Consider the following 23282-nt stretch of genomic DNA (forward strand, 5'->3'; position numbering starts at 1 on the left):
CCATTCCCTGTTTCTGGTGTCGGCTGCTCAGTCGATAACCGGCGGGACGACCCGTCGGTCACCCTGCTGCCAGGTTTCCTCGTCCTCGACGAGGTAGTCCGGACGTCCCCGCTCATCACTGCGTGAGTCTCCGCCCTTGGGCTGGATGGATCCTCCACGGCCCATCGGCCCGACGCCCCGACCGGAGTCACCAGTTGATGAGCTTCGTACCAGGCCGGTACCGCCGGGCGTGAAGGGGCGAGCGCCCGCGCGACCGGGCTGCTGAGGACGTCCCCCCACGACGCCGCCTGTCTCGCTCGCCAGTCGACGGCCGCCGACGATTCCGCTTTGGCCACCGCCCCCGGTCCCACCCATCCCGGGTCCGTGCCCCATCATCCCGCGACCGGTCTGAGTACCCTCGCCACCGGCCACGGGGCCCCGCGAAAAACCTGTCGCGGAACGACCGGTGGGCTGCGTGACCTGACGGCCACCTGTGATCCCGCTGTCCTGCGGTGGCCTTCCCGAGGGCCCCACCACTGTTCTCCCTCCACCCGAAGACATGGGAGGACGAGGAACAGCCGTCTCTCTGCCACCACCCGTGGACGTCGGACCGAGCTGCACCACGGACTTGCCGCCCACATTGGGGGACAAGATGGGAGGCAGGACGGGCGGGGCACCGTCAACCTTTCCCGGACCCGACACACCGGGTTGAGGCAATGGGGGATTAGGCGCGGTCGTCGGCGGCGTCGCGAGGCCATCGATCTCCATGCCCACCGGGCGCGACGCGGTACCACCGACCGGAGGGGCCACACTCGCGTGCACGGTTGCGGGTGCCACACCGGCAGACGCCCCATGACCGACAAAAGCCGTTGAGATGCCGGGCGCCACCGCACCGGGGGCACCTGCTGTTCCACCACCACCAGGTATGTAGGTGTCGTCTCCGCGTAGGTCATCCGTGTCCGGCGCGATCACTGTCGGCGGCGGCGGGAATTTCGGCATCTTCAGCTTGCCGAGCCCATGCGACGACTGCTCGTACGCCTGGGAGAGGTTCGTCATCGCCCTGGCCATCGCGTCATGATCCGTACGGAGCTCCGCGTTCAGCTTCGTCACCAGCGCCGACGCGTCCGGATCGTTCGGGGTCGAGAGAGCCGCCTCCAGGGACGCCTTCGCGTCCGGTCGGAGATCGGGCGCCGCGCCCTTGGCGGTGACGATCGCCTCGGCGGCTTCGCTGAGGGACTTCGACGCCCCGTGACCGTACTGGGCAAGGCTCAACGTGGCGTTGGCGAGGTCAGCAGTCCACGTCCGGAACGACTGCGCCCCCGCGCCCTTCCAATTCACCCACTGCGGACGAATCTTCAGCTCTTCGCCGATCTTGTCGATCTCGGTCGCCGCCTTCGACAGCCGGTCGGCCGCGGCCTGGACCGCCTCGTTGTTGGCCTGGCTCAGCCACGCCATCATCTCCTCGTGGGACTTGCCACTGAACGATGTCGTCATCCCGCTCCCCCATTCTCACCCGGTGTCGAATTAACGATCCTGATCATCAGGTGCCCGCGACGCTCTCCGTAGCAGACTCAGACTGCGCGGAAGTCGGCTGCGCGGCACCCTGCTTCGTCTCCTCGGGCACCGGGTTGTACACCCCGTCGTAGTGCTCCTGCGTGGCTCCCTTGATCGCGAGCATGCGCTGACGGATGTCGAGGTCGAGGTTCTCGTAGCCCTTGTGCGCCGCCAGGACCGCGATGCTCATTCCCTCGATGCTGTCCGACAGCAACTGCGAAAGGGTTTCCAGCTCCGTGACGACCTTCTTGTACGACCCGTACAGGGAGGTCGCCTCTTTCCACGCCTCGTTGCCGAACTGCCCCTTGCTGATGGCGACTTCGCCCACGGTCTTCGAGTTCGCCGGGGACTTCTTGAGGTCTTCGAGGATTTCGTCGATGCGTGTACGGAACTTGGTGAACGACTCCAGCTCGGTGACCAGATCGCCCACGGCGGTCTGCGCGACGGCTCCGATGGCCGTGACGCCTCCGAAGACGCCAAGGGCGCCGAGCCCGCCCACGATGGCCGCGTTGGCCGGAGACCCCGCCCCCGGTTCACTCTGTCCCACGGTGTTCTCCCCCGTCCGGCAACAGCCGACTACTGCTTAGGGGTTCACCTTAATCAGCCCCCATGACAATGTGCACCTCCGGGTTGCAGGTGCAACCCGGATCACGCCATCGGTGCGGGGGGGGTCAGGACGCGGGTACCGCCACTGCCGCCTGCGGGCGGATGGGGAGGCGGTTGATCGGGCGACCGGTCGCGGCGCGCACGGCCGCCGCGACGGCGGCCGGAGAGGTGACGACGGGCACGGCGGAGGCCGGCTTGGCGCCGAAGGGGGCGACCACGTCGCGGTCCTCGATGAGTTTGACGATGCGAATGTCGGGCGCGTCGAGCGCGGTCGGGAGTGCGTATCCGGTGAGGTCGGGGTGGCGGACCAGGCCCCGGGCGGTGCGGAGGTTCTCGGTGAGGGCCGCGCCGATGCCCTGGGTGATGCCCGCCTCGATGCGGGTGGCGAGCTGGGACGGGTTCAGGACCCGGCCGACGTCCTGGGCCACCGCCATCTCCACCACGCGCACGGAGCCGAGTTCGATGTCGACGTCCACCACGGCGCGGATCGCGCAGAAGGCGAGCCCGACGAAGGCGTCCCCCTGGCCGGTTTCGTCCAGCGGCTCGGTCGGATGGGGGCGGCACTGGGCGGTCGCCCAGAGTTCCTTGCCGTCCATGGCCTCCGTGACCGTGGTGGACAACACGCCGTCGTACGACGTGATCAGGCCGCCGCTGATCTGCAGCAGCTCCGTGGACATGCCGAACTTGTGGGCCAGCGGCTGGAGGAGCTGGGTCCGGACCATCTTGGCGGCGCGTTCCACCGCTCCGGCCGACACCCAGGTGTGGCGGCCGTGGGTGGCGGGACCCGCCGGGGGCTGGTCGGTGTCCACCGGCGCCACGTGCACCTCTTCGATGCCCAGCGTCTCCTGGACGACCTGGCGCGCGAGCGTCGAGAAACCCTGGCCGGTCTCGACGGCGGCGCAGATGACCGTGGCCACGCCGTCGTGAACCCTGACCGTGGCCGTGGAGACCTCGTCGGCGCCCTCGGCCCCGAGCATGTGGACCATGCCGAGCGCGTAGCCGACCCCCCGCCGCACCGCACCCGGTTCACTCGCGCCCTCCGGCCCCCCGGGGAGCAGCCAGCTGTCCTCGGGAGCGTCCTTGGGGAGTTCGGGGAGGGGGAAGTCCCTTACGGCGTCCAGGAGTTCGGCGACCGGTGCGGGACAGGTCACCGTCTGGCCGGTGGGCAGGATGTCGCCGGTGGCCAGGGCGTTGCGCAGGCGCAGTTCGGCGGGGTCGATGCCCAGCTTGGCGGCCAGCTTGTCCATCTGGCCCTCGTACGCGGCACAGACCTGCATCGCGCCCTCGCCGCGCATGTGACCGGACGGCGGGTTGTTGGTGCGGACCGCCCAGCCCTCGATGAAGGCATGCGGTACGACGTACGGGCCGCAGGCGAACGCGACCGCGGCGGCCAGTGACTCGGACGAGGAGTCGGCGTAGGCGCCCGCGTCGAGCAGGATCTGGGCCTCGACCTTCACCAGCCTGCCCTCGGCGTCCGCGTGGTGGCGGTAGCGCAGCAGCGTGGGGTGGCGGTGGGGGTGGCCGAGGAAGGACTCCTCGCGGGTGGCGGCCAGTTTGACCGGGCAGCCGGTGCGCAGTGCGAGCAGGCCGAGCGGGAGTTGGAAACCGGGGTCCTCGCGGTCGCCGGTCGCGCCGGGGACACCGGTGACGACGACCTTCACCCGGTCCGGTTCGAGGCCGAAGCAGGCGGCGGCGAGGTCGCGGTCGGTGTGCGGGTCGGTGGAGGCGGTGTAGAGCTCCACACCGCCGTCGGGGCGGGGCACGGCGAGTCCGGCCTCGGCGCCGATCGGGGCGGGGTCCTGGCGGCCGATGCGGTACAGGCCGTCGACGACGACCTCGCCGGTGATCTCCGGGTCGCCGTAGCACAGCGGGATGTGGCGGATCAGGTTGCCGTCGGGGTGCAGCGGTTCGGCGGCGAACGCCTGCTCCGGGTCGGTGACGGGTTCCAGGACCTCGTACTCGACGGCGATGGCCGCGGCGGCGAGGCGAGCGGTGTCGGGGTGGTCGGCGGCAACCGCGGCGATCGGCTCCCCGTGGTGGCGCACGAGGTCGGAGGCGAAGACCGGGCGGTCGACGACCTTGCGCCCGTACGCGGTCTCGCCGGGGACGTCCGCGTGGGTCACGACGGCCCGTACCCCGGACATTTCGACGGCGCCCGAGGTGTCGATCGAGAGGATGCGGGCGTGCGGGTGCGGGGAGCGCAGGACGGCTGCCCAGAGCAGCCCCTCGGCCCAGAGGTCGGCGGCGTAGGGGAAGGTGCCCTCGGTCTTGGCACGCGCGTCGGCGGGCGGGAGGGAGATGCCGAGGCCGAGCGTGGGCGGCTCGGGGTCGGGGCTCCCGGTCGACGGCGCGGTGATCCGTGTACTGGTCGTGTGGGCGGCGGTGGCCGCGTCGTTGCTCACGCCATGCCTCCGTCCTGCGGCTGCGGCTGGACACCGGCGGCGCCGGGGGCCGTCTGGTGCGGGATGCGGACCTCGTCGGACTCCGGGGACGTGGAGTCCGGCGAGGCGGGTTCGGTGTGTGCTTCGCGGCCCGCGACGACCTCGTTCACGGCGTCGAGGATGCCCCGGTAGCCGGAGCAGCGGCAGAGGTTGCCGCAGAGTGCCTGGCGCGTCTCCAGTTCGCTGGGGGCGTGGTTGCCCTCCAGCAGGTCGTGGACGGTCATCGCCATGCCGGGGATGCAGAAACCGCACTGGACGGCGCCGCATTTGGCGAGGGCGCGCTGGACGTCGGACGGTTCGCCGTTCACGGCAAGGCCCTCGACCGTGCGTACCTCGCTGCCCGCGGTGGTCGCCGCGGGGACCAGGCAGGAGGCGACCAGACGCCCGTCCACCTGGACGTTGCAGGCGCCGCACTCGCCTTGCGAGCAGCCGTCCTTGGCACCGGCGAGACCGAGGCGCTCGCGGAGTACGTAGAGCAGCGACTCGCCGATCCAGGCGTCGGTGACGGGGCGGTCGGCGCCGTTCACGTGCAGCACGTAGGAGACGGCGGGGTGTTCGCTCGGGGCGTCGGGGCGGGTCGGCTCGACGGCGGGCAGTGGTTCGAGAGCGACCGGCGGTTCGGGAGTGACCGGCGGTTCGGGAGTGACCGGCGGTTCGGGAATCACCGGGGGTTCGGTAGTGACCGGGGGTTCTGGGGTCACCAGGAGTTCGGGAGTGACCGGAGGTCCGGGAGTGACCGGGGGTTCGACGGCGGGCGGCGGCTCGGCGGCAACCTGCTGCTCAACGGCAGGCGGCTCGGCGGGACCCCGGTCCGCCGGACCCCGGTCGACGGCGCCCGGACCGGTGGGCTGTGGCTTCGCGGACCCGGCCGCGGCCTCCGATGTCTCGGCGGGCTCGGACGGGGTGGGAACGGACTCGACGTGAACGGAGTCGACGTGAACGGGCCCGGCAGGAACGGGCCCGGTCGGAACGGGCTCGGTGGTTCGCGCTTCCGGCATCGCGGGTTTCGACAGGGTGTCCGTCGAGGCTTCCGCCGGGACCTCTGCCGGGACCTCCGCCGCGGTGCTCGATGCCGTCGCTCCGGTGGGCGCGTCGGTGGCGGTGGTCGTGTCCGGTACGGGGGCGGCCTCCGCGTCCGGGGCGGCCACGACATCGGCCGGGACCGGCCCGGGAACGGCGGCGTCCCCCGCGACGGGTGCCGACGCGGGCGACGACGGGGGCCCTGCCACGGCTGCGGGCCCGTCCCCGGCGGGCGGCCCCCCGTCCGCCCCGGCGGTCCGGGAGAAGTCCTCGTACACCGTGGGCGATGCCCCGTCCTGTGCGGCGGGGTCCGTCGTGGACGGCCGGCCCGATGGGGCGGCGAGCGACTCCGTCGCGGACGTGGCCGCGGCTTCCGGCGCGAGTGCGGACCCGGGGCCGGGTCCGGGTACGGCCTCGTCGTCCGCGCCGGGCACATAGCTGTCGTCAGGCGCATAGCTGTCGGCGGGCACATAGCTGTCGGCGGGCACATGGCCGTCGTCGGGCGCATGGCCGGTGCTGCTCCCCGGCCGGGCCTCGGGCTCGGGGTCCGGCCCGGGTTCCGCGGTCGGCTGCTGGGTCGCCCACGGCGCGGGCGCGCCCCCCGGCAGCCTGGCCGGGGGCGTCCGGTCCTGGTACCACGGGGCGGCCAGTGCCGAGGCCGCGAACTCGCCGGACTCATCCGGAAGGTCGCCCTCGGCGACCGGAATCGTCCACTGCCCGGTGTGGCCGGAACCCCCGGCCGGAGTAGTGGGATCGGTGGGAGCGGTGGGGCCGATGCCGGTGTTGTGGTCGTCGGGCCGGGCGTCGTGGCCGGGCCGGACCGCGGCTTCCGAGTGAACCGCGTGGTCGGTGTGGTCGGTGTGGTCGGTGCGGATCGGTGGACCGGGGAGGCCGGCCGGGGCCTCGTGGGCGCCGTGACCGGTGTATCCGGGATGGCCGGTGTGATCGACGTGGCCGGTGTAATCGGCGTAACCGCTCAGGTCGGCATAACCGCTCAGGTCGGTGTGGCCGCTGTGATGAGTGGGGCCCGCGAACTCGGTGGAGGTGCCCCCCGACTCGAACCCGGCGGGCATGGTGTCCCCGGGCCCGAACCCGGCGGACGCGGCGTCCCCGGACTCGAACCCGGCGGACGCGGTCCCCCCCGGCCCGAACCCGGCGGGCGCGGCGTCCTCGGTTCCGAACCCGGCGGGAACGTCCCCGGTCGGCTCGGCGGGCCGGACGGGTTCGGCGGGCTCGACCGCCTCGGTGAAGTTCCAGTGACCCGTCGCGGCCGGTGTCTCCCCGTACGTCCCTCCGTACGGCGCCTGCTGCGGATATCCGTACCCGTACGGCGCCTGCTGCTGGTTCGGATCCGGCCAGTGCACCGCGTCGGGGGCCTGGGCCGCCACATGCCCCTGGGACTGCCGCTCCGTGACGGCGTCCTGGTCCTGTGCGTCCCGGGGGCCCACGGCTCCGTCCTGGGGCTGCACGACCCAGTTGCCCGTGGACGCCGGGTCGAACCCCGCCGCGGGGGTCAGCGGCACGATCATCGGCGGTACGTAACCATGGCCGGGCGCGGCCAGCGGGATGTCCGCCAGGTCCTCGGGCGGCAGTTGGACGAAGGCGGTCGCGTCGGCGTCGTACTCGCCGCCCTGCGGCGTCGGCCGCCAGCCTCCGTGCTGCGGCGGCCGCTGCTCCCGCTGCCCGTTCCGCTCGTTGTGGTCCTCGTTGCTCATGACAGTGCCCTCCCCAGCGCGCGTCGGGCCAGTGTGGCGACGGTACGCCGCAGGTGCAGTACGGCGGGGGACAGCGGTGGCGCCTCTCCCCCGTCGGCGGACGGTGCCTGGTCCGGGATGCAGGCCGCGGCGACGTACTCGCCGAAGGCCGCCAGCGCGTCGGGGGCCAGACCGCGTTCGCCGTCCCAGTCGATCAGCGAGGCGATCCAGTGCTCGGCCTCCAGCGGCCGCAGCGGCATCGGCGCGATGGCGCCGACCGCGCAACGCACCCCGCGACGGGCCGGGTCGAGGACGATCGCGACGGACGCGGAGGCACGGCCGGGGCCGGTGCGGTTGGTGACCTTGAGGAAGACCTGGGGGGCGTGCAGCAGCGGTACCCGGACGAAGCCGATCAGCTCGGCGGGTTCGAGCATGTCGCGACCGGCCAGCAGGTGCGAGACCGGGATCTCGCGGCGCGCGCCGCCCGGTCCGGCGATGACGAGGTGGGCCTCCAGCGCGGCGAGGACGGGCAGCGCGTCACCGGTCGGGGCGGCGGTGGCGATGTTGCCGCCGAGCGTTCCGGCGTTGCGGATCTGGGGCGGGCCCGCGGCGCGCGCGGCGGCGGCCAGCGCGGGGATGAGGGCGGCGAAGTCGGGCCGTCCCATGCGGGCGTGGGTGAGCCCCGCACCGAGCAGGGCGTGACCGTCCTGGTAGTGCCAGCCGCGCAATTCGCTGATGCGGCCGAGGCCGACCAGCCCCGAGGGACGCAGCAGCCCCTTGTTGACGGCGGACATCAGGTCCGTCCCGCCCGCCACGGGAACTGCGGCGGGCATGGCGCCGAGTGCCGCCACGGCCTCGTCGAGCGAGGCCGGCAACGTCACGGACTGCGTCGCCTGCGGTGCGTGCGTGGTCAACCCAGCTGCCCCTTCCCGGTGTCCCGGCTGTCCGGCTCGTATCGCCGTACGGTACGTGCTCGGAGCCCGGACGTGGCAACTCTGGCACATCTTCCGACCGGACCGACGCGAGGGTCCACGAAGGACGCATCCGTCCACCGACAGGGGGATGATCCCACTTCGTCCCGCTTGGACGCGAAGTGAGAATTGTCGCGGTTCGGCGAATCCGGCGTGGAGCGCGGGGTGTTCCGTGCCCTCGGCGGGCGGGCGTTCCCCGCGACCGGGAACGGCTCCGGCCGCCGCACTCGCCAGGAGCACGACGGCCGGAGCCCGGTGAGGGATTCGTCCCGGACCGGATCGGGATCACACGTTCGGGGGTGGTCCCTCCAGGGGGCGTCCGGCCACTCCCGGGCGCTGCTGCCAGGGCAACGGACCGGACGGTGGCCGGTAGTCGACGCCGAGCGCGTCGAGTCGGGCATAGTGCGCGGCCAGTCGGCGCTCGAAGGCGGCGAAGTCCCGGTCCGCGGAGGCGGGCAGCGGCGACCAGGCGACCTCCGCGAACGCGGCGAGGCGCGGAAAGACCTGGTAGTCGACGCGGGCCCGGTTCTGCATGACCTCGGTCCAGACGTTGGCCTGGGTGCCGAGGATGTGCCGGGCCGCCTCCTCGGAGAGGCCCGCGGGCACGGGTTCGAAGCGGTAGACGTCCTCCAGGGTCCGGATGAAGCCGATGGGCATCGGCTCGTCGGGGCCGCCGTCCTGACGGTGGTCCAGGTAGACGTGCTGCTCCGGGCACATCACGACGTCGTGGCCGGCCTCGGCGGCCGTGATGCCGCCCCCGTAGCCGCGCCAGGACGACACGGCGGCACCGGTCGGCAGCCCGCCCTCAAGGATCTCGTCCCAGCCGATGAGGCGGCGTCCGCGCGCGGTGAGCCAGGCGTCGAAGTGGCGGATCACCCAGGACTGGAGCTCGTCCTCGTTGGCGAGGCCGAGTTCGTCGATCCGGGCCTGGGCGGTCGCGGAGTCCTTCCACTGCTCCTTGCGGCACTCGTCGCCGCCGACGTGGATGAACGGCGAGGTCTCGGCGGGGAAGAGTTCCAGGACCTCTTCGAGGACGCCCTCGAAGAAGCGCAGGGTGTTGTCGGTGGGGGCGAGTACGTTGGCGTTGATGCCCCAGGTGTCCCAGACGGAGAGGGCGGTGGTGTCGATGACGTCCGCGTTGCCCAGTTCCGGGTACGCGGCGATGGCGGCCTGCGAGTGGCCGGGGATGTCGATCTCGGGGACGACCCGGATATGCCGCTCGGCGGCGTACGCGACGATCTCGCGGATGTCGTCCTGCGTGTAGTAGCCGCCGTGCGGGGTCTCGTCCCACAGCTCCGAGGCCCGGTGGCCGTGCTTGGTGCGGCGCCGCCAGGAGCCGACCTCGGTGAGCCGGGGGTGGCGCTTGATCTCGATGCGCCAGCCCTGGTCGTCGGTGAGGTGGAAGTGGAAGACGTTCAGCTTGTGGGCGGCGATGAGGTCGAGGTAGCGCAGGACGTCGTCCTTGGGCATGAAGTGCCGCGCCACGTCGAGCATCATGCCGCGCCAGCCGAAGCGGGGATCGTCCTCGATGCGGGTGAAGGGGACGAGGCGCGGTGCGCCGGGCCTGACCGGCGCGCGGCGGAAGGCTTCCGCTCCCAGGAGCTGGCGCAGGGTCTGCGCGCCCCAGAAGACGCCGGCCGGGCTGCCCCCGGTGATCTCGACACCCGAGCCGGGCGCGGAGACGAGGCGGTATCCCTCGGCCTCCAGCTCCGGGTCGAGGGAGAGCCGGATGGTGTGCGCCGCGCCCTCCCCTCCGGGGCGTGCGCCGTCCTCGCCCCCGGCGTGCGCGGTGTCCCCGACACCGCCGGGTGCGAGCGGGAGGCCGAAGGCGGCGCCGAGCGTGGAACGCAGCCAGCGTTCGGTGTTCTCGGTGCCGGGGGCCGCCGTGATGGTGGTGGCGGAGTCCAGCGGAAATCCGCCCGGTTCCGCGTCACCGGCATCACCGACGCGTACGGGTGCCGGGATCAGGTTGATGCCCATGTCCATGACGTCAGTCAGTCCTTTACCGCTCCGCCCAGTCCCGAGACCAGACGGCGCTGTACGAGTACGAAGAAGACCAGAACGGGAATGGTCATCACCGTAGAGGCTGCCATGATCCCTCCCCAGTCGTTCTCATCGGGTTTGAAGAAGACCAGCAGCGCCATCGGGAGCGTCGACTGGGAGGTGTCGCTGATGATGAACGACTTCGCGAACAGGAAGTCGTTCCAGGTCGAGATGAACGAGAAGACGCTGGTGGCCACCAGGCCGGGGAAGACCAGCGGGAAGAGGATCTGCCACAGGAAGCGGGTGCGGCTGGCGCCGTCGATGTACGCGGCCTCCTCCAGCGCCTCGGGGACGGCCTTGACGAAGCCGCGCAGCATCCAGATCGCGAACGGCAGCGAGAAGGCGAGGTGCGGAAGGATCAGCGAGCCGAGGGTGTTCAGCTGGCCGAAGTCCCTCATCAGGAAGAAGAGCGGGATGGTCAGCGCCTCGACCGGCACCATCTGCGCCACCAGGAACATGATCAGCAGCGTGGTGCGGAAGCGGAATCTGAACCGGGTCACCGCCGTCGCCGCCAGGAAGGCGATCAGCGCGGAGACGATGACGACGGTGCCCGCGACGATCAGGCTGTTGAGGAAGTAGCGCCCGAAGTCGTTCTGTTCGAAGACCCGGCGGAACGAGTCCAGCGACGGCGACAGGGTCCACGGGCGTGGTTCGGTGGACTGGATCTCGCCCGCCGGTTTCAGTGCGGAGAGCACCATCCAGTACAGCGGGAAGGCGACCGCGGCGGCGATCAGCAGGGCCGCGGCCTCGGCGGCCAGCCGGCCGGGCCGACGGATCCGCAGCATGTTCCGTGCGCTCACAGTTCCTCCCCCTGGCGCCGCATCAGGCGCAGGTAGACGAGGGTGACGGCCAGCAGGATCAGCAGCATCACGACGCCGATCGCCGAGCCGAGGCTGTACTGCGAGGACGCGAACGCCTTCTGGTACGCGTACACGTTGAGCACCAGGTTCTGGCCGGCGATGCCGCCGCCGCCCGTCATGACGTAGATCTGGGTGAAGACCTTGAAGTCCCAGATGATCGACTGGATGGTGACGACGACGAGGATCGGCCGCAGCATCGGGGCCATGACCGAACGCCAGATCCGCCACTGCGAGGCCCCGTCGAGCGAGGCCGCCTCCAGCACCTCGGTGGGGATCGCCCGGATGCCCGCGTACACGGTCACCATCACGAACGGGAACGAGCACCACAGGACTTCCATGAGCACCAGGGCGAAAGCGCTGTAGCGCCCGTACGTCCAGGAGAAGTCGCCGAGCCCCAGCACCCGGTTGACGGGGCCGAAGTCGGGGTCGAAGAGGAACATCCAGACGGTCGAACCGGTGATCGCCGGGGTGGCCCAGGCGCCGAGCGCGGCCATCATCAGGACGAGCCGGGGCACCGCCCTGACGCGGGTCAGCAGGACGGCGAGCGCGCAGCCGACCAGCAGCGTCGCCAGGACGCAGGCGGCGGCGAAGACCACGGTCGCCAGGAGGACCTGCCAGAACTGGCTGTCGCCGAAGAGCGTCGCGTAGTTCCCGAACCCCTGGAAGGTGGTCGGCTCGCCGCCGCTGACCTGGGCCTGGCTGTATTCCAGAAAGGAAATCAGGCCAAGTTGATAGATCGGGTAGACGAGCAGTCCGCCGAGGAGGACGAGCGCGGGCAGGAGGTAGAGCCAGGGCGTCCAGCCGGAGCGGCGCGCGGGTGAGGCGGCGCGGCGGCGCGGGCGGGAGGACGGGCCGCCCGCGCCGGACGTGCCGGGTGTGTCGGGCGTTTTGTACGCCGTGCTGTTCGCGGTCACGGTCAGCCCGCGTCGGTGAACGCGGCGTCCATCTTCTTCGCCGCGTCGTCCGAGGCCGCCGCCACGTCCTTGCGACCGCTGACGATCTCCTGGAACATCGTCGGCAGGATCAGCGAGGAGTCGATGCCGCCCCAGCCGGCCGAGGCCGGGACGAACTTGGCGCCCGCGCCGAGCGTCTTGACGAACGGTTCGACGAACGGCTCCTTCTTCGCCACCTCGGCCCGCACGTCGGTGTACGTCGGCAGGAAGCCCATCGCGTCGAACATCTTGGCCTGCGCCTCCTTGCCTGTCAGGGACTTCATCAGGTCCACGGCGAGGGTGCGGTGCGAGCTGCTCTTCAGCACGCCGATGTTGTTGCCGCCCGCGAACGCGGGGGCGATGGAGCCCTCCGCGACGCCGGGCAGCGGCACCACGGCGTACTTGCCCTTCACCGTGCCCGCCTCGACGGCCGCGTGGCTGAAGTCGCCGCCGATCGCCATGGCGGCCTTGCCGGAGGCGAAGGCGGTGACGGTCGCGTTGCCGCCCATCGCCGCGCACTTGGCGGCCGGGCAGTTGTCGTCGCCGAAGAGCGAGGTGTACGCCTCGATGCCCTTGCGGGCCTTGTCGCCGTTGATGGCCGCCTTGTACGTGCCGCCGCTCTCCTCGGCGAGTTCGCCGCCGTTCGCCCAGATGAACGGCATCGCGCCGTAGGTGTACGCGCCGCCGACCGCCAGCCCGTACAGGTCGGGCTTCTTCTGGTGGATCTTCTTCGCGGTGGAGATCAGTTCGGCCTGGGTCTTGGGGGCCGCGATGCCCAGTTCCTGGAAGACGTCGGTGCGGTAGTACAGCGCGCGCACACCGACGAAGAGCGGGGCGCCGTAGATCTTCCCGCCGACCGTGACGGACTGCTTGGCGGTCGGGTCGGTGTCCTTGGCCTCGTCCCAGGCGGCGAACTCCGCGCTGATGTCCGCGAGTCCGCCGTCCTTGACGTATCCGGCGGTGTCGGTGTTGCCGTACTCGATGAGGTCGGGCGCGCTCTTCGGGTCGTTGAAGGCGGCCTTGATGCGCTGGGCGCGGGTGTCGACGGGTATGTACTCGATCTCGGCCTTCACCCCCTCGTGCGCCTTCTCGAACGCGGCGACGGCCGCGTCGACGACCTGTTCCTTGGGCTTGTTGCCGACCTCCTGAAAGAGCCAGACCCGCAACGTGCCGGTCTTCTCGTCGCCCTTCGCCCCGGTGTCGGAGGTCTGCGGCGCGCAGGCGGTGGCGGTGAGTCCCGCCAGCACAAGCGCTGCGGCCGGTGCGGCAATTCGGGCAGAAAGCTTCATCCGGGAACACCCCTACCGGTAGGCATTGCAACATGCGCAACGCGCGTTTCGTTCTGCACAACTGGCAGGAGAGTAGGTGCGCGCGGGGGCGCCGACAAGTGGTCTCAACCACTCTGTGACCCGGGGGTGCAGCCCGTGCAACGCGAAGGGTCCCCGGGGCGCGCGTTCACGCGCGCCCCGGGGACCCTTCGCATGGTGCCCGAACGACCGGGACGGCCCCCGCGCCGCCCGCGGATTCCTCCGCACGGCCGGGTCTTCCGTCCCGCTCCCCGACGGGCCGCCCCCGGCAGTCCGCGGACTGCCGCCGAACGGCCCGAGGAGCTACTTCTTGTCCTTGCCGCCCTTGCCCTTGTCCTTGTCGCCACCGGCGCCCATGGACTCGTAGATCTCCTTGCACATGGGGCAGACCGGGTACTTCTTGGGGTCGCGCCCCGGTACCCAGACCTTGCCGCACAGTGCGACCACGGGGGTGCCCTCCAGGGCACTCGCCATGATCTTGTCCTTCTGGACGTAATGGGCGTAGCGCTCGTGGTCGCCGTCGCCGTTCGACACCTGCGGAGTCGGCTCCACGAGGGTGCCCGTACCTGCCCCGCGCTCGGGCTCAAGAGTGCTCATGCACGCAAGGGTACTGAAAGCGCGCGGATTCAGTTCAGCGAAGGGTCGTCGGGATACGTCGCGATCATGGCCAGTTCGCTGCGCTGACGGCGCAGTACGGCCCGCCAGAGGTGTTCCGGACGCGGAAAGGAGACGTCCCCCGGTTCGGACTCGACGACGTACCAGGCACCCTCGGTCAGTTCCTTCTCCAACTGTCCGGGGCCCCAGCCCGCGTACCCGGCGAAGATCCGCAGCGAGCCGAGGGCCGCGGCCAGGAGCTCCGGCGGCGCCTCCAGGTCGACCAGACCGATCGCCCCGTACACCCGGCGCCATCCGAGGGGGCCCTCGTCGCCGGGGATGACGGCGACACCGAGCGCCGAGTCGAGCGAGACCGGGCCGCCCTGGAAGACGACGCCGGGCTCGCCGGCAAGCCCCGCCCAGGGCGTGAGGATGTCGCCGACGCCCACCGGGGTCGGCCGGTTCAGGACCACGCCGAGCGAGCCCTCCTCGTCGTGGTCGAGGAGCAGCACCACGGCACGGTCGAAATTCGGGTCCGCGAGCGCGGGTGTGGCCACGAGCAGTCGCCCTGTGAGCGAGGACACCTCGGTCATGGCAGAAATGATCCCGCATCTCGGCTCCCCGTGGGGCCCGAGTGGGCCGCCCCGGCCGTCGGCACGGACCGCTCGCAGCTCAGGGCGCACGGATGCACGAGGAGCGCACGGGTCGGGGGACTTGCGGCCCGGGGAGCAGGACGGGGACGGGCTCGTGGCATTGCTCCCCGGACCGTTAGCGGACGGTCACCCTCCGCAAGAGAGGGCGAGCAGAGCGTGTTGTGGCGAATTCATGACGTTCGCACACCCCCCGTTCCCTGCCCTGGCGGGGGCGGGGGGCCATTACCCTTTCGTTTGGCCCCCTGCCCGACCACTCCGGAACGCGAGATTCATGACCGGCACAGACGATGTCCTGCTTGTCCACGGCGGAACCCCGCTGGAGGGCGAGATCCGCGTCAGAGGCGCCAAGAACCTGGTGCCGAAGGCGATGGTCGCCGCGCTGCTCGGCAGCGGGCCCAGCCGGCTGCGCAACGTGCCCGACATCCGCGACGTGCGCGTGGTGCGGGGGCTGTTGCAGCTGCACGGCGTGACGGTGCGGCCGGGTGACGAACCGGGCGAGCTGGTGCTGGACCCCACCCACGTGGAGAGCGCCAACGTCGCCGACATCGACGCCCACGCCGGTTCCTCGCGCATCCCGATCCTCTTCTGCGGCCCGCTGCTGCACCGGCTCGGCCACGCGTTCATCCCCGGGCTCGGCGGCTGTGACATCGGCGGCCGGCCGATCGACTTCCACTTCGACGTACTGCGGCAGTTCGGCGCGACCATCGAGAAGCGGGCGGACGGCCAGTACCTGGAGGCCCCGCAGCGGCTGCGGGGCACGAAGATCCGGCTCCCGTACCCGTCGGTGGGCTCCACCGAACAGGTGCTGCTGACGGCGGTGCTCGCCGAGGGCGTCACCGAGCTGTCCAACGCGGCCGTCGAGCCGGAGATCGAGGACCTCATCTGCGTGCTGCAGAAGATGGGCGCGATCATCTCGATGGACACCGACCGGACGATCCGGATCACCGGCGTCGACCGGCTGGACGGCTATACCCACCGGGCGCTCCCGGACCGCCTGGAGGCGGCCTCCTGGGCGTCCGCGGCGCTGGCCACCGAGGGCAACATCTACGTGCGGGGCGCACAGCAGCGCTCGATGATGACGTTCCTGAACACCTTCCGCAAGGTCGGTGGCGCGTTCGAGATCGACGACGAGGGCATCCGCTTCTGGCACCCGGGCGGCGCGCTGAACGCCATCGCCCTGGAGACGGACGTGCACCCCGGTTTCCAGACCGACTGGCAGCAGCCGCTGGTGGTGGCCCTGACGCAGGCGTCGGGCCTGTCCATCGTCCACGAGACGGTGTACGAGTCCCGGCTCGGCTTCACCTCGGCGCTCAACCAGATGGGCGCGCACATCCAGCTCTACCGCGAGTGCCTGGGCGGCTCCGACTGCCGCTTCGGCCAGCGCAACTTCCTGCACTCGGCGGTGGTGTCCGGGCCGACCAGGCTCCAGGGCGCGGACCTGGTCATCCCGGACCTGCGCGGAGGATTCTCGTACCTGATCGCCGCGCTGGCGGCGCAGGGCACGTCGCGGGTCCACGGCATCGACCTGATCAACCGCGGCTACGAGAACTTCATGGAGAAGCTGGAGAAGCTCGGCGCGAAGGTGGAACTGCCGGGCGGGTCGTTGGTCTGAGGAACGGTCTCCCGCCCGTCCGCCACGCGCGGGCCGCGCGTGGCGGCCGGGCGGGCCGACGGCCGTCGACGGGGGTTCGGAGCACTGCTCCGGGCCCCCGTTCCGCGTTGCCGGGCAGGGCTGAGGGCCCTGTCGCCGGGGCCGGGACGACACGGAACGGGGAGCCGGACGGCGCGGAACGTGGAGCCGGACGGGTCGGTCAGAGGGCCGGACGGCGCGGACCTGCGCGGGCCGGGCCGCACGACCCCGGCGCCCCGAAGCCCCGGCGACCCGGGAGCCCGGCGGAAGCCCGGAACCGACGCGGTCCCCGGTCCCGCGAGGCCCGGCGGAAGCCCGTAACCGCTGTCCCCGGTTCCGTGAGACCCGTCGAAGGCCCGACGGAAGCCCGTAACGGGCCTTCTCGGGCCGGAACGCGGAGGGGCGGCCGCCCGGTGCCGGGTGGCCGCCCTTCGTCGCGCCTGTGGGCCTGCTGTTCGCCCCGGGCGGCTTACTTGCCCTTGGCGGCTTCCTTGAGCTTGGAGCCCGCGGAGACCTTCACGCTGTAACCGGCCGGGATGTTGATCGGGTCGCCGGTCTGCGGGTTACGAGCGGTGCGAGCGGCACGGTGGGTCCGCTCGAAGGTCAGGAAGCCGGGGATGGTGACCTTCTCGTCGCCCTTGGCGACGATCTCACCGACGGTCTCGGCGAGCGCGGCCAGCACAGCGTCGGCGTCCTTGCGGGTCACCTCGGCGCGGTCGGCCAGGGCGGCCACCAGCTCACTGCGGTTCATGTTGTTACTCCCGTGTTCTTCTTGCCTGTGAGGCGTGAGATCGAAGCCGATGCTGCCAGGGCCCTCGGACAGTCCCCGGACCCGGGTCTGTCGTCAGACCCTCGCGCCCGATTACGCATCCTGCCCCCACCTGCGGCGGGAAAGCCAATCCGGCACCCCCCGGAGTCGCACGAAAAGCACCACTTCCTCGTCGTGGTGACGTTCCGTCGATACCGCGGAAGCGGTCCGCAGCGGGTGCGGGGCCGTGCGGGACGCGCCGCCCGCCCACCCTAAAGGGGCGTTTGGGGCGCCGCGGCCCGCGACGCGCCGTGGGTCAGATCGACGTGGGGGCCGTCACGGCACCGCCGGCCGTCTTCGCGGCGTCCCGGACGGCACCGGCGACCGCGCCCGCGACCTTGTCGTTGAAGACCGACGGGATGATGTAGTTCGCGTTCACCTCGTCCTCGGCGACGACATCGGCAAGCGCGCGGGCCGCGGCGAGCATCATCTCCGTGTTGACGGTCCGGGACTGGGCGTCGAGCAGACCGCGGAAGACACCGGGGAAGACCAGCACATTGTTGATCTGGTTCGGGAAGTCGGAACGCCCGGTGGCGACAACTGCGGCCGTCTGACGGGCGATTGCCGGGTCGACCTCGGGGTCCGGGTTCGCAAGCGCGAACACGATCGCGCCGTCGGCCATGGCGGCGACGTCGTCACCGTTCAGCACGTTCGGGGCGGAGACGCCGATGAAGACGTCGGCGTCCACGACCGCCTGCTTGAGGGTGCCGGTGACGGACTCGGGGTTGGTGTTGTCGGCGATCCAGCGGAGCGGCGAGTCGGCGGCGGCGGACACCAGGTCCTCGCGGCCGGCGTGCACCACACCGTGGATGTCGGCGACGACGGCGTGCTTGACGCCCGCGGCGATGAGGAGCTTCAGGATGGCCGTGCCGGCCGCTCCGGCGCCGGACATGACGACCCGTACGTCCCCGATCCCCTTGCCCGCCACGCGCAGCGCGTTGGTCAGTGCGGCCAGCACCACGATGGCGGTGCCGTGCTGGTCGTCGTGGAAGACCGGGATGTCCAGGGCCTCGCGCAGCCGCGCCTCGATCTCGAAGCAGCGGGGCGCGGAGATGTCCTCCAGGTTGATGCCCGCGAAGCCGGGCGCGATCGCCTTGACGATCTCGACGATGGCGTCGGTGTCCTGGGTGTCCAGGCAGATCGGCCAGGCGTCGATGCCGGCGAACCGCTTGAAGAGGGCGGCCTTGCCCTCCATCACCGGCAGGGCGGCCTTCGGCCCGATGTTGCCCAGGCCCAGCACCGCGGAGCCGTCCGTCACAACTGCGACGGAGTTGCGCTTGATGGTGAGACGGCGGGCGTCCTCGGGGTTCTCGGCGATCGCCATGCAGACCCGCGCCACACCCGGGGTGTAGATCATCGAGAGGTCGTCACGGTTGCGGATGGGGTGCTTGGACGCCATCTCGATCTTGCCGCCGAGGTGCATCAGGAACGTACGGTCGGAGACCTTTCCCAGGACCACGCCCTCGATGCCGCGCAGGTTCTCGACGATCTCGTCGGCGTGCGCGGTCGAGGTGGCGGCGATGGTGACGTCGATCCGCAGCTTCTCGTGGCCGGAGGCCGTCACGTCGAGACCGGTGACCGAACCGCCGGAGGACTCCACGGCCGTGGTGAGCTGGGAGACTGATGTGCCGCTCGCGGGCACCTCCAGCCTGACCGTCATCGAGTACGAGACGCTGGGCGCCGTTGCCATGGCCGAGTCCTTCGCTTTCCTTAGCTTCTTTGCTATGCGCGGCCGGGGCGCTCGCCTCGGACGTGCTTTCCGATGGTCGCACCTACTGACCAGTAGCCGTTAATGACTGCCACTCTTCGGAAAACTGTTTCCACCATACGAGATTCAACGGTCTCGGCGGAAGCCCCGGCCGACGGCCCGTGCGCACCGGCGCCCCGCAGGAGGAGCTGCCGGGAGCGGGCCCGGCAGCGGGCCCCGGGAAACAAGAACAGACCCGCGTCACCGAAGGGTGACGCGGGTCTGTCCACTGCTTGAACGACACCGACCCGCCATGCTCGCCTCGCGGCAAGTGGTCGCTCGAAGCGACGAAGGTTGGGCCCGGGGGCTTGGATCGGGTCGGTGCCGCACACCAGGCTAACAAACGCTCCGGAAAAGTGATTCCCGGAGCACGGATCGATTCTGCGGCGTCACGTCGACGTCATGGCCCGCCGCGGCTCCGGTCAGTCCCGCAGCAGGTCCGGGACCCCGTCCTCGTCGGGCAGGTCCCGCTCCCCGGAGACGACCGTGAGCTGCTGCGTCGCACGCGTCAGCGCCACGTACAGCACCCGCAGGCCGGCCGGGGACTCGTCGGCGATCTCCGCGGGCGAGACGACGACCGTGGCGTCGTACTCCAGCCCCTTCGCCTCCAGACTGCCCAGCGCCACCACCCGCTCGCCGAGACCGTCGAGCCAGTCGCGGGCCTGCGCCCGCCGGTTCATCGCGACGACCACGCCGACCGTTCCGTCGACCTCGTCCAGCATCCGCCGCGCCTCCTCGCGCACGGCGGCGGCCAGGTCACCGTCCCGCGCGGTCTCGAAACGCGGCTTCACGCCGGTGGAACGGACCGCGGTCGGTGCCTGCGTCCCGGGCATCGCCAGCGCCAGGACCTTCGAGGCCAGCTCGGCGATCTCCGCCGGGTTGCGGTAGTTGACCGTGAGGGTGAAGCGGCGGCGCGGACGGCTGCCGAGCGCCTCGTCGCGCGCCCGCGCCGCCTCGTCCGGATCGGACCAGGAGGACTGTGCCGGGTCCCCGACGATCGTCCAGGTGGCGTGCCGGCCGCGGCGGCCCACCATGCGCCACTGCATGGGGGTGAGGTCCTGCGCCTCGTCCACGATGACGTGCGCGTACTCGGTGCGTTCCGCGGCCAGCCGCTCGGCCCGCTCCCACTGGGTCTCCTCGCGCTGTGGCATCAGCTCCTCCAGCCCGGTGAGCTGGTCCAGCGGGTCGAGTTCGCGCTTCCTCCGCGGCCGGTGCGGGGTGCCGAGCAGCGTATGGAGTTCGTCGAGGAGCGCCACGTCGTGGACGGAGAGCGGGCCCTCGCCCGCGCCGTCGAGCCGCTTCAGGGAGCGGGCCAGGCGGCGCACCTCGCCCTGGTTGAGGACCCGGCGCGCCCACCGGCCCAGCCGCTTCTCGTCGGCCATGGCGGCGAGCACCCCGCGCGGGGTGAGCTCCGGCCACCAGGCGTCCAGGAAGGCGAGGAAGGGGGTCTCGGTGGAGACGTCCTCGTCGAAGGAGGAACGCAGTTCGGCGGCCAGCTCGGGGTCGGTGTAGCGGCCCCGGCCGGACGACTTGTTCCACAGGGCGTCCAGAAGCATTTTGCGGGCGCGCGGGCGCAGCAGGTTGACCGGGGTGGTACCGCCGAGCACCGACTGCCGGATGCGGCGCAGTTCGGCGGCCTCCAGTTCGACGCGGGCTCCGAACGCGACGACCCGCAACCGGGCAGGGGCGGCCGGAACCGCGCCGGGCCCCCCAGAGGCGCCGGGCGTGCCGGCCTCCTCGCTCGCGTCGCCGAAGGACAACTGGCCGTCGCGGGCCCCGGGCAACGGGGCGCCGGGGCGTTCCAGCGCGCCGCGCGCCGCCTTCCGCAGCACCGCGAGCATCCGGGAGGAGCCCTTGATCCGGGCGACGGCGGGCTCGTCGTACGTGGTGGCGCCCGCGGGGCCGGCGGCCTCGTCGGACAGCGAGCCCACCGCCCGGATCGCGACCTGCCCCTCCTCCCCCAGCGAGGGCAGCACCCCCTCGGTGTACGCGACGAGGAGCGGTGTGGGCGAGACCACGAGGATGCCGCCCGCGTAGCGCCGGCGGTCCTGGTAGAGGAGGTAGGCGGCACGGTGCAGGGCCACGGCGGTCTTGCCGGTGCCGGGGCCGCCGGACACCTCGGTGACGGAGGCGGCGGGGGCCCGGATCACCAGGTCCTGCTCGGCCTGGATGGAGGAGACGATGTCCCGCATGGTGTGGCTGCGTGCCTGGCCGAGCGCGGCCATCAGGGCGCCGTCGCCGATGACGGGCAGCGGCTGTCCGTCCAGGTACGCGGTGAGTTCGGGGCGCATCAGGTCGTCCTCGACACCGAGGACCTTGCGCCCCTTGGAGCGGATGACCCGGCGGCGGACCACCCTGCCCGGCTCCTTCGGCGTCGACCGGTAGAAGGGCGCGGCGGCCGGGGCCCGCCAGTCGATGACCAGCGGCGCGTAATCGGAATCGAGAACTCCGATCCGGCCGATGTGCAGCGTCTCCGCGATGTCGGCGGAATGGTCGGCACGCACGGCGTCGTCGGCCGGTTCGACCGAGGTGTAGGCACCGTCCGGACCTCGTTCGCCGTCCTTGCCGAGCAGCAGGTCGATCCTTCCGAAGAGGAAGTCCTCGAACTCGCTGTTCAGCCGGTTGAGATGAATTCCGGCCCGGAACACCTGGGCGTCGCGCTCGGCGAGCGCCCCCGGAGTACCGACCTGGCCGCGCTTGACGGCGTCGTCCATGAGGAATTCGGCCTCATGGATCTTCTCCTCAAGTCGGCGATAAACAGCGTCGAGATGTTCCTGCTCGACACCGATTTCCCGGTCCCGCAACGAATCGACAGCGGCATCCTGCGCGGCCACCGAGGCCCCTTTCTGATGTGCATTGGGCAGCCGTCAACCATATGCGAAGGGGGGCCACGGCGCATCCGCCGTGCGCCGAAAAGCAGGTGGTGGCCCTTCTTCCGTGATGACGTCGATTCCTGACGCCCCGCCGGAAACGCCCGTTACGACGCTTCGGGGACGCTCGTCACGCCACGGTGGGAACGCCCGTTCACGGGGCCCCCGGCGGGGCCTGCCCGCCGGTTCTCCCCGTCCTGCCGGAACCGGGATCGGCGACCGCGGCTGCCGCTGCCGCCCGGCGCCGGTGCCGCGCCACCCGTTCCCGGTTCCCGCACCCCTCGCCGGAGCACCAGCGGCGCCGGTGCCCGCGCGAGGTGTCCAGGTAGAGCCGACGGCAGTTGTCGGCCTCGCAGCGCCGCAGTCCGGCCCGGGTCACCGGATCGGTGAGGAGCTCCACCGCGTCGCGGGCCACGGCCGCCAGCAGCGCTCCGCAGTCCGGGTCGGCGCTCAGCACTCGTACCAGGGTGCCGCCCCGGCCGCGGACGGCCCGCAGTCCCGGCGGCGGCATCGCGGCGAGCGCGTTGACGCGTTCCAGGGCGCCCTCGGCCCGGTGTCCGCCGAGTTCGGCGGTCAGCAGCCGGTCGACGCCGGTCCTCAGCTGTCGGAAGCGCACCACCCAGCCGTCGTCGACGACACCGAGATGGGTGCCCTCCGGTACGAGACCGGTGGCCAGCAACCAGTCGGCGAGCCGTTCGGCGCCGTCGAGCAGCTCGCGGTTCCCGGGGGCACCGGTCGCCGTCGCCACCAGGTCCAGGCAGGGGCGGCCGGAGCCCAACCGCCAGCCGTACGCACTCTTGCCCGCTGCCATGTGTGTGTCACCGCCTCGGGTCTCCGGTGGAGGTCTCCCCCAGAGTGCCCGCCGGACGAGCGGCCCGGAACCCCCGCACCGGCCTCCCCGGACCGGTGGCACGGCCGTCGAGGGCCACGTTCCCCCGTACGTCCGGGCTCCGTGCCTCCGTGGCGCGACCGGGCCGTCGGCTCTCAGCCGAACGGCGGGTCGTCGTGCAGAATCCGCTGGAACATCCGGTGGTCACGCCATTCGCCGTCGATGTGCAGCAGGCGCGGGGCCACCCCGTACTCCTCGAAGCCGCACTTGGCGAGCACCCGCTGCGAGGCCACGTTGTGCAGCACCGTCCCCGCCTCGACCCGGTGCAGCCGCAGTCCGTCCCGGGCCATCTCGCAGACCTGGCGCACGGCCGCGGTGGCCAGCCCCCGGCCCGCGTGCTCGACGTCGACCCAGTAGCCGAGCGTGCCGCTGCGGAGCGGTCCGAGCACGATGCCGTTGAGGCTGATCGAACCCATCGCGCGGTCCTGCTCGTCGGCGAACACCCACGTCATCGACCGCCCGGCGTCCTGGTCGGCGATCAGCCCCTCCAGTCGTTCCCGCTGACCTCGCTCGGTGTAGAAGATCTCCGGCCGCAGGGGCTCCCAGGGGCGCATGTACGCGCGGCTGCGGGCCAGGGAAGCGGCGAGTGAGGCGGCGTCGCCCGGGGTGACGGGACGGAGTCGTACCTCCGCGTCGAGCCGGCGGGAATCACGAATCATCCGTTCAGGCTATCCCGGCACCGTG

Annotated in this window: 17 protein-coding genes; 1 reads left to right on the top strand and 16 read right to left on the bottom strand. The window is 71.5% G+C overall.

Annotated elements, in window-relative coordinates:
• Positions 1–27: 27 nt before the first annotated feature.
• The 11 genes from ACF1CT_RS22460 to ACF1CT_RS22510 form a co-directional block, all read right to left on the bottom strand.
• Complete coding sequence (locus ACF1CT_RS22460; protein ID WP_391785683.1) at positions 28–1473, bottom strand: WXG100 family type VII secretion target; 1446 nt, start codon at positions 1471–1473, stop codon at positions 28–30.
• Positions 1474–1519: 46 nt separating this feature from the next.
• On the bottom strand, positions 1520–2080 hold the full coding sequence (locus tag ACF1CT_RS22465) for a hypothetical protein (protein WP_391785684.1): 561 nt from the start codon (positions 2078–2080) through the stop codon (positions 1520–1522).
• 124 nt (positions 2081–2204) lie between these two features.
• On the bottom strand, positions 2205–4541 hold the full coding sequence (locus ACF1CT_RS22470) for a xanthine dehydrogenase family protein molybdopterin-binding subunit (protein ID WP_391785685.1): 2337 nt from the start codon (positions 4539–4541) through the stop codon (positions 2205–2207).
• Positions 4538–7315: a 2Fe-2S iron-sulfur cluster-binding protein gene (locus tag ACF1CT_RS22475; protein WP_391785686.1), complete on the bottom strand. Its 2778-nt coding sequence runs from the start codon at positions 7313–7315 to the stop codon at positions 4538–4540. Before ACF1CT_RS22475 ends, ACF1CT_RS22470 begins: the two co-directional genes overlap by 4 nt.
• The gene (locus tag ACF1CT_RS22480; RefSeq protein WP_391785687.1) at positions 7312–8208 is read right to left on the bottom strand and encodes an FAD binding domain-containing protein; all 897 of its coding nucleotides are present in this window, start codon (positions 8206–8208) and stop codon (positions 7312–7314) included. Before ACF1CT_RS22480 ends, ACF1CT_RS22475 begins: the two co-directional genes overlap by 4 nt.
• Before the next feature lie 342 nt (positions 8209–8550).
• Positions 8551–10245 carry a beta-N-acetylhexosaminidase gene (locus tag ACF1CT_RS22485; protein ID WP_391785751.1) on the bottom strand — a complete coding sequence of 565 codons (1695 nt, stop codon included), beginning with the start codon at positions 10243–10245 and terminating at the stop codon, positions 8551–8553.
• A gap of 14 nt (positions 10246–10259) precedes the next feature.
• Positions 10260–11108 carry a carbohydrate ABC transporter permease gene (locus ACF1CT_RS22490; protein ID WP_391785688.1) on the bottom strand — a complete coding sequence of 283 codons (849 nt, stop codon included), beginning with the start codon at positions 11106–11108 and terminating at the stop codon, positions 10260–10262.
• Positions 11105–12082, bottom strand: coding sequence for a carbohydrate ABC transporter permease (locus ACF1CT_RS22495; protein WP_391785689.1), 978 nt, complete (start codon positions 12080–12082; stop codon positions 11105–11107). The genes ACF1CT_RS22490 and ACF1CT_RS22495 overlap by 4 nt, the downstream gene beginning before the upstream one ends.
• Before the next feature lie 2 nt (positions 12083–12084).
• Positions 12085–13389: an extracellular solute-binding protein gene (locus tag ACF1CT_RS22500; RefSeq protein WP_391785690.1), complete on the bottom strand. Its 1305-nt coding sequence runs from the start codon at positions 13387–13389 to the stop codon at positions 12085–12087.
• 321 nt (positions 13390–13710) lie between these two features.
• A complete protein-coding gene (locus tag ACF1CT_RS22505) occupies positions 13711–14004 on the bottom strand; it encodes a DUF3039 domain-containing protein (protein ID WP_072484142.1) in 294 nt (97 codons plus the stop codon).
• 29 nt (positions 14005–14033) lie between these two features.
• Entirely contained in the window at positions 14034–14594 is a 561-nt protein-coding gene (locus tag ACF1CT_RS22510) for a YqgE/AlgH family protein (protein WP_391785691.1), read from the bottom strand.
• Positions 14595–14925: 331 nt separating this feature from the next.
• Between ACF1CT_RS22510 and murA the strand changes: the two genes are divergently transcribed.
• Positions 14926–16266 carry a UDP-N-acetylglucosamine 1-carboxyvinyltransferase gene (murA, locus tag ACF1CT_RS22515; RefSeq protein WP_391785692.1) on the top strand — a complete coding sequence of 447 codons (1341 nt, stop codon included), beginning with the start codon at positions 14926–14928 and terminating at the stop codon, positions 16264–16266.
• Positions 16267–16753: 487 nt separating this feature from the next.
• Here murA and ACF1CT_RS22520 read toward each other — a convergent pair whose 3' ends face one another.
• The 5 genes from ACF1CT_RS22520 to ACF1CT_RS22540 all read right to left on the bottom strand — a co-directional run bounded on the left by ACF1CT_RS22520 (position 16754) and on the right by ACF1CT_RS22540 (position 23257).
• Positions 16754–17035, bottom strand: coding sequence for an HU family DNA-binding protein (locus ACF1CT_RS22520; protein WP_003968811.1), 282 nt, complete (start codon positions 17033–17035; stop codon positions 16754–16756).
• A 313-nt stretch (positions 17036–17348) separates the two neighbouring features.
• A complete protein-coding gene (locus ACF1CT_RS22525) occupies positions 17349–18782 on the bottom strand; it encodes an NAD-dependent malic enzyme (protein WP_391785693.1) in 1434 nt (477 codons plus the stop codon).
• Positions 18783–19261: 479 nt separating this feature from the next.
• Positions 19262–21673, bottom strand: coding sequence for a HelD family protein (locus ACF1CT_RS22530; protein ID WP_391785694.1), 2412 nt, complete (start codon positions 21671–21673; stop codon positions 19262–19264).
• 190 nt (positions 21674–21863) lie between these two features.
• The gene (locus tag ACF1CT_RS22535) at positions 21864–22520 is read right to left on the bottom strand and encodes a CGNR zinc finger domain-containing protein (RefSeq protein WP_391785695.1); all 657 of its coding nucleotides are present in this window, start codon (positions 22518–22520) and stop codon (positions 21864–21866) included.
• Between the two features lie 173 nt (positions 22521–22693).
• Positions 22694–23257: a GNAT family N-acetyltransferase gene (locus ACF1CT_RS22540; RefSeq protein ID WP_391785696.1), complete on the bottom strand. Its 564-nt coding sequence runs from the start codon at positions 23255–23257 to the stop codon at positions 22694–22696.
• Between the last annotated feature and the right edge of the window lie 25 nt (positions 23258–23282).

The organism is Streptomyces sp. NPDC014734 (assembly GCF_043083325.1).
Lineage (GTDB): Bacteria > Actinomycetota > Actinomycetes > Streptomycetales > Streptomycetaceae > Streptomyces.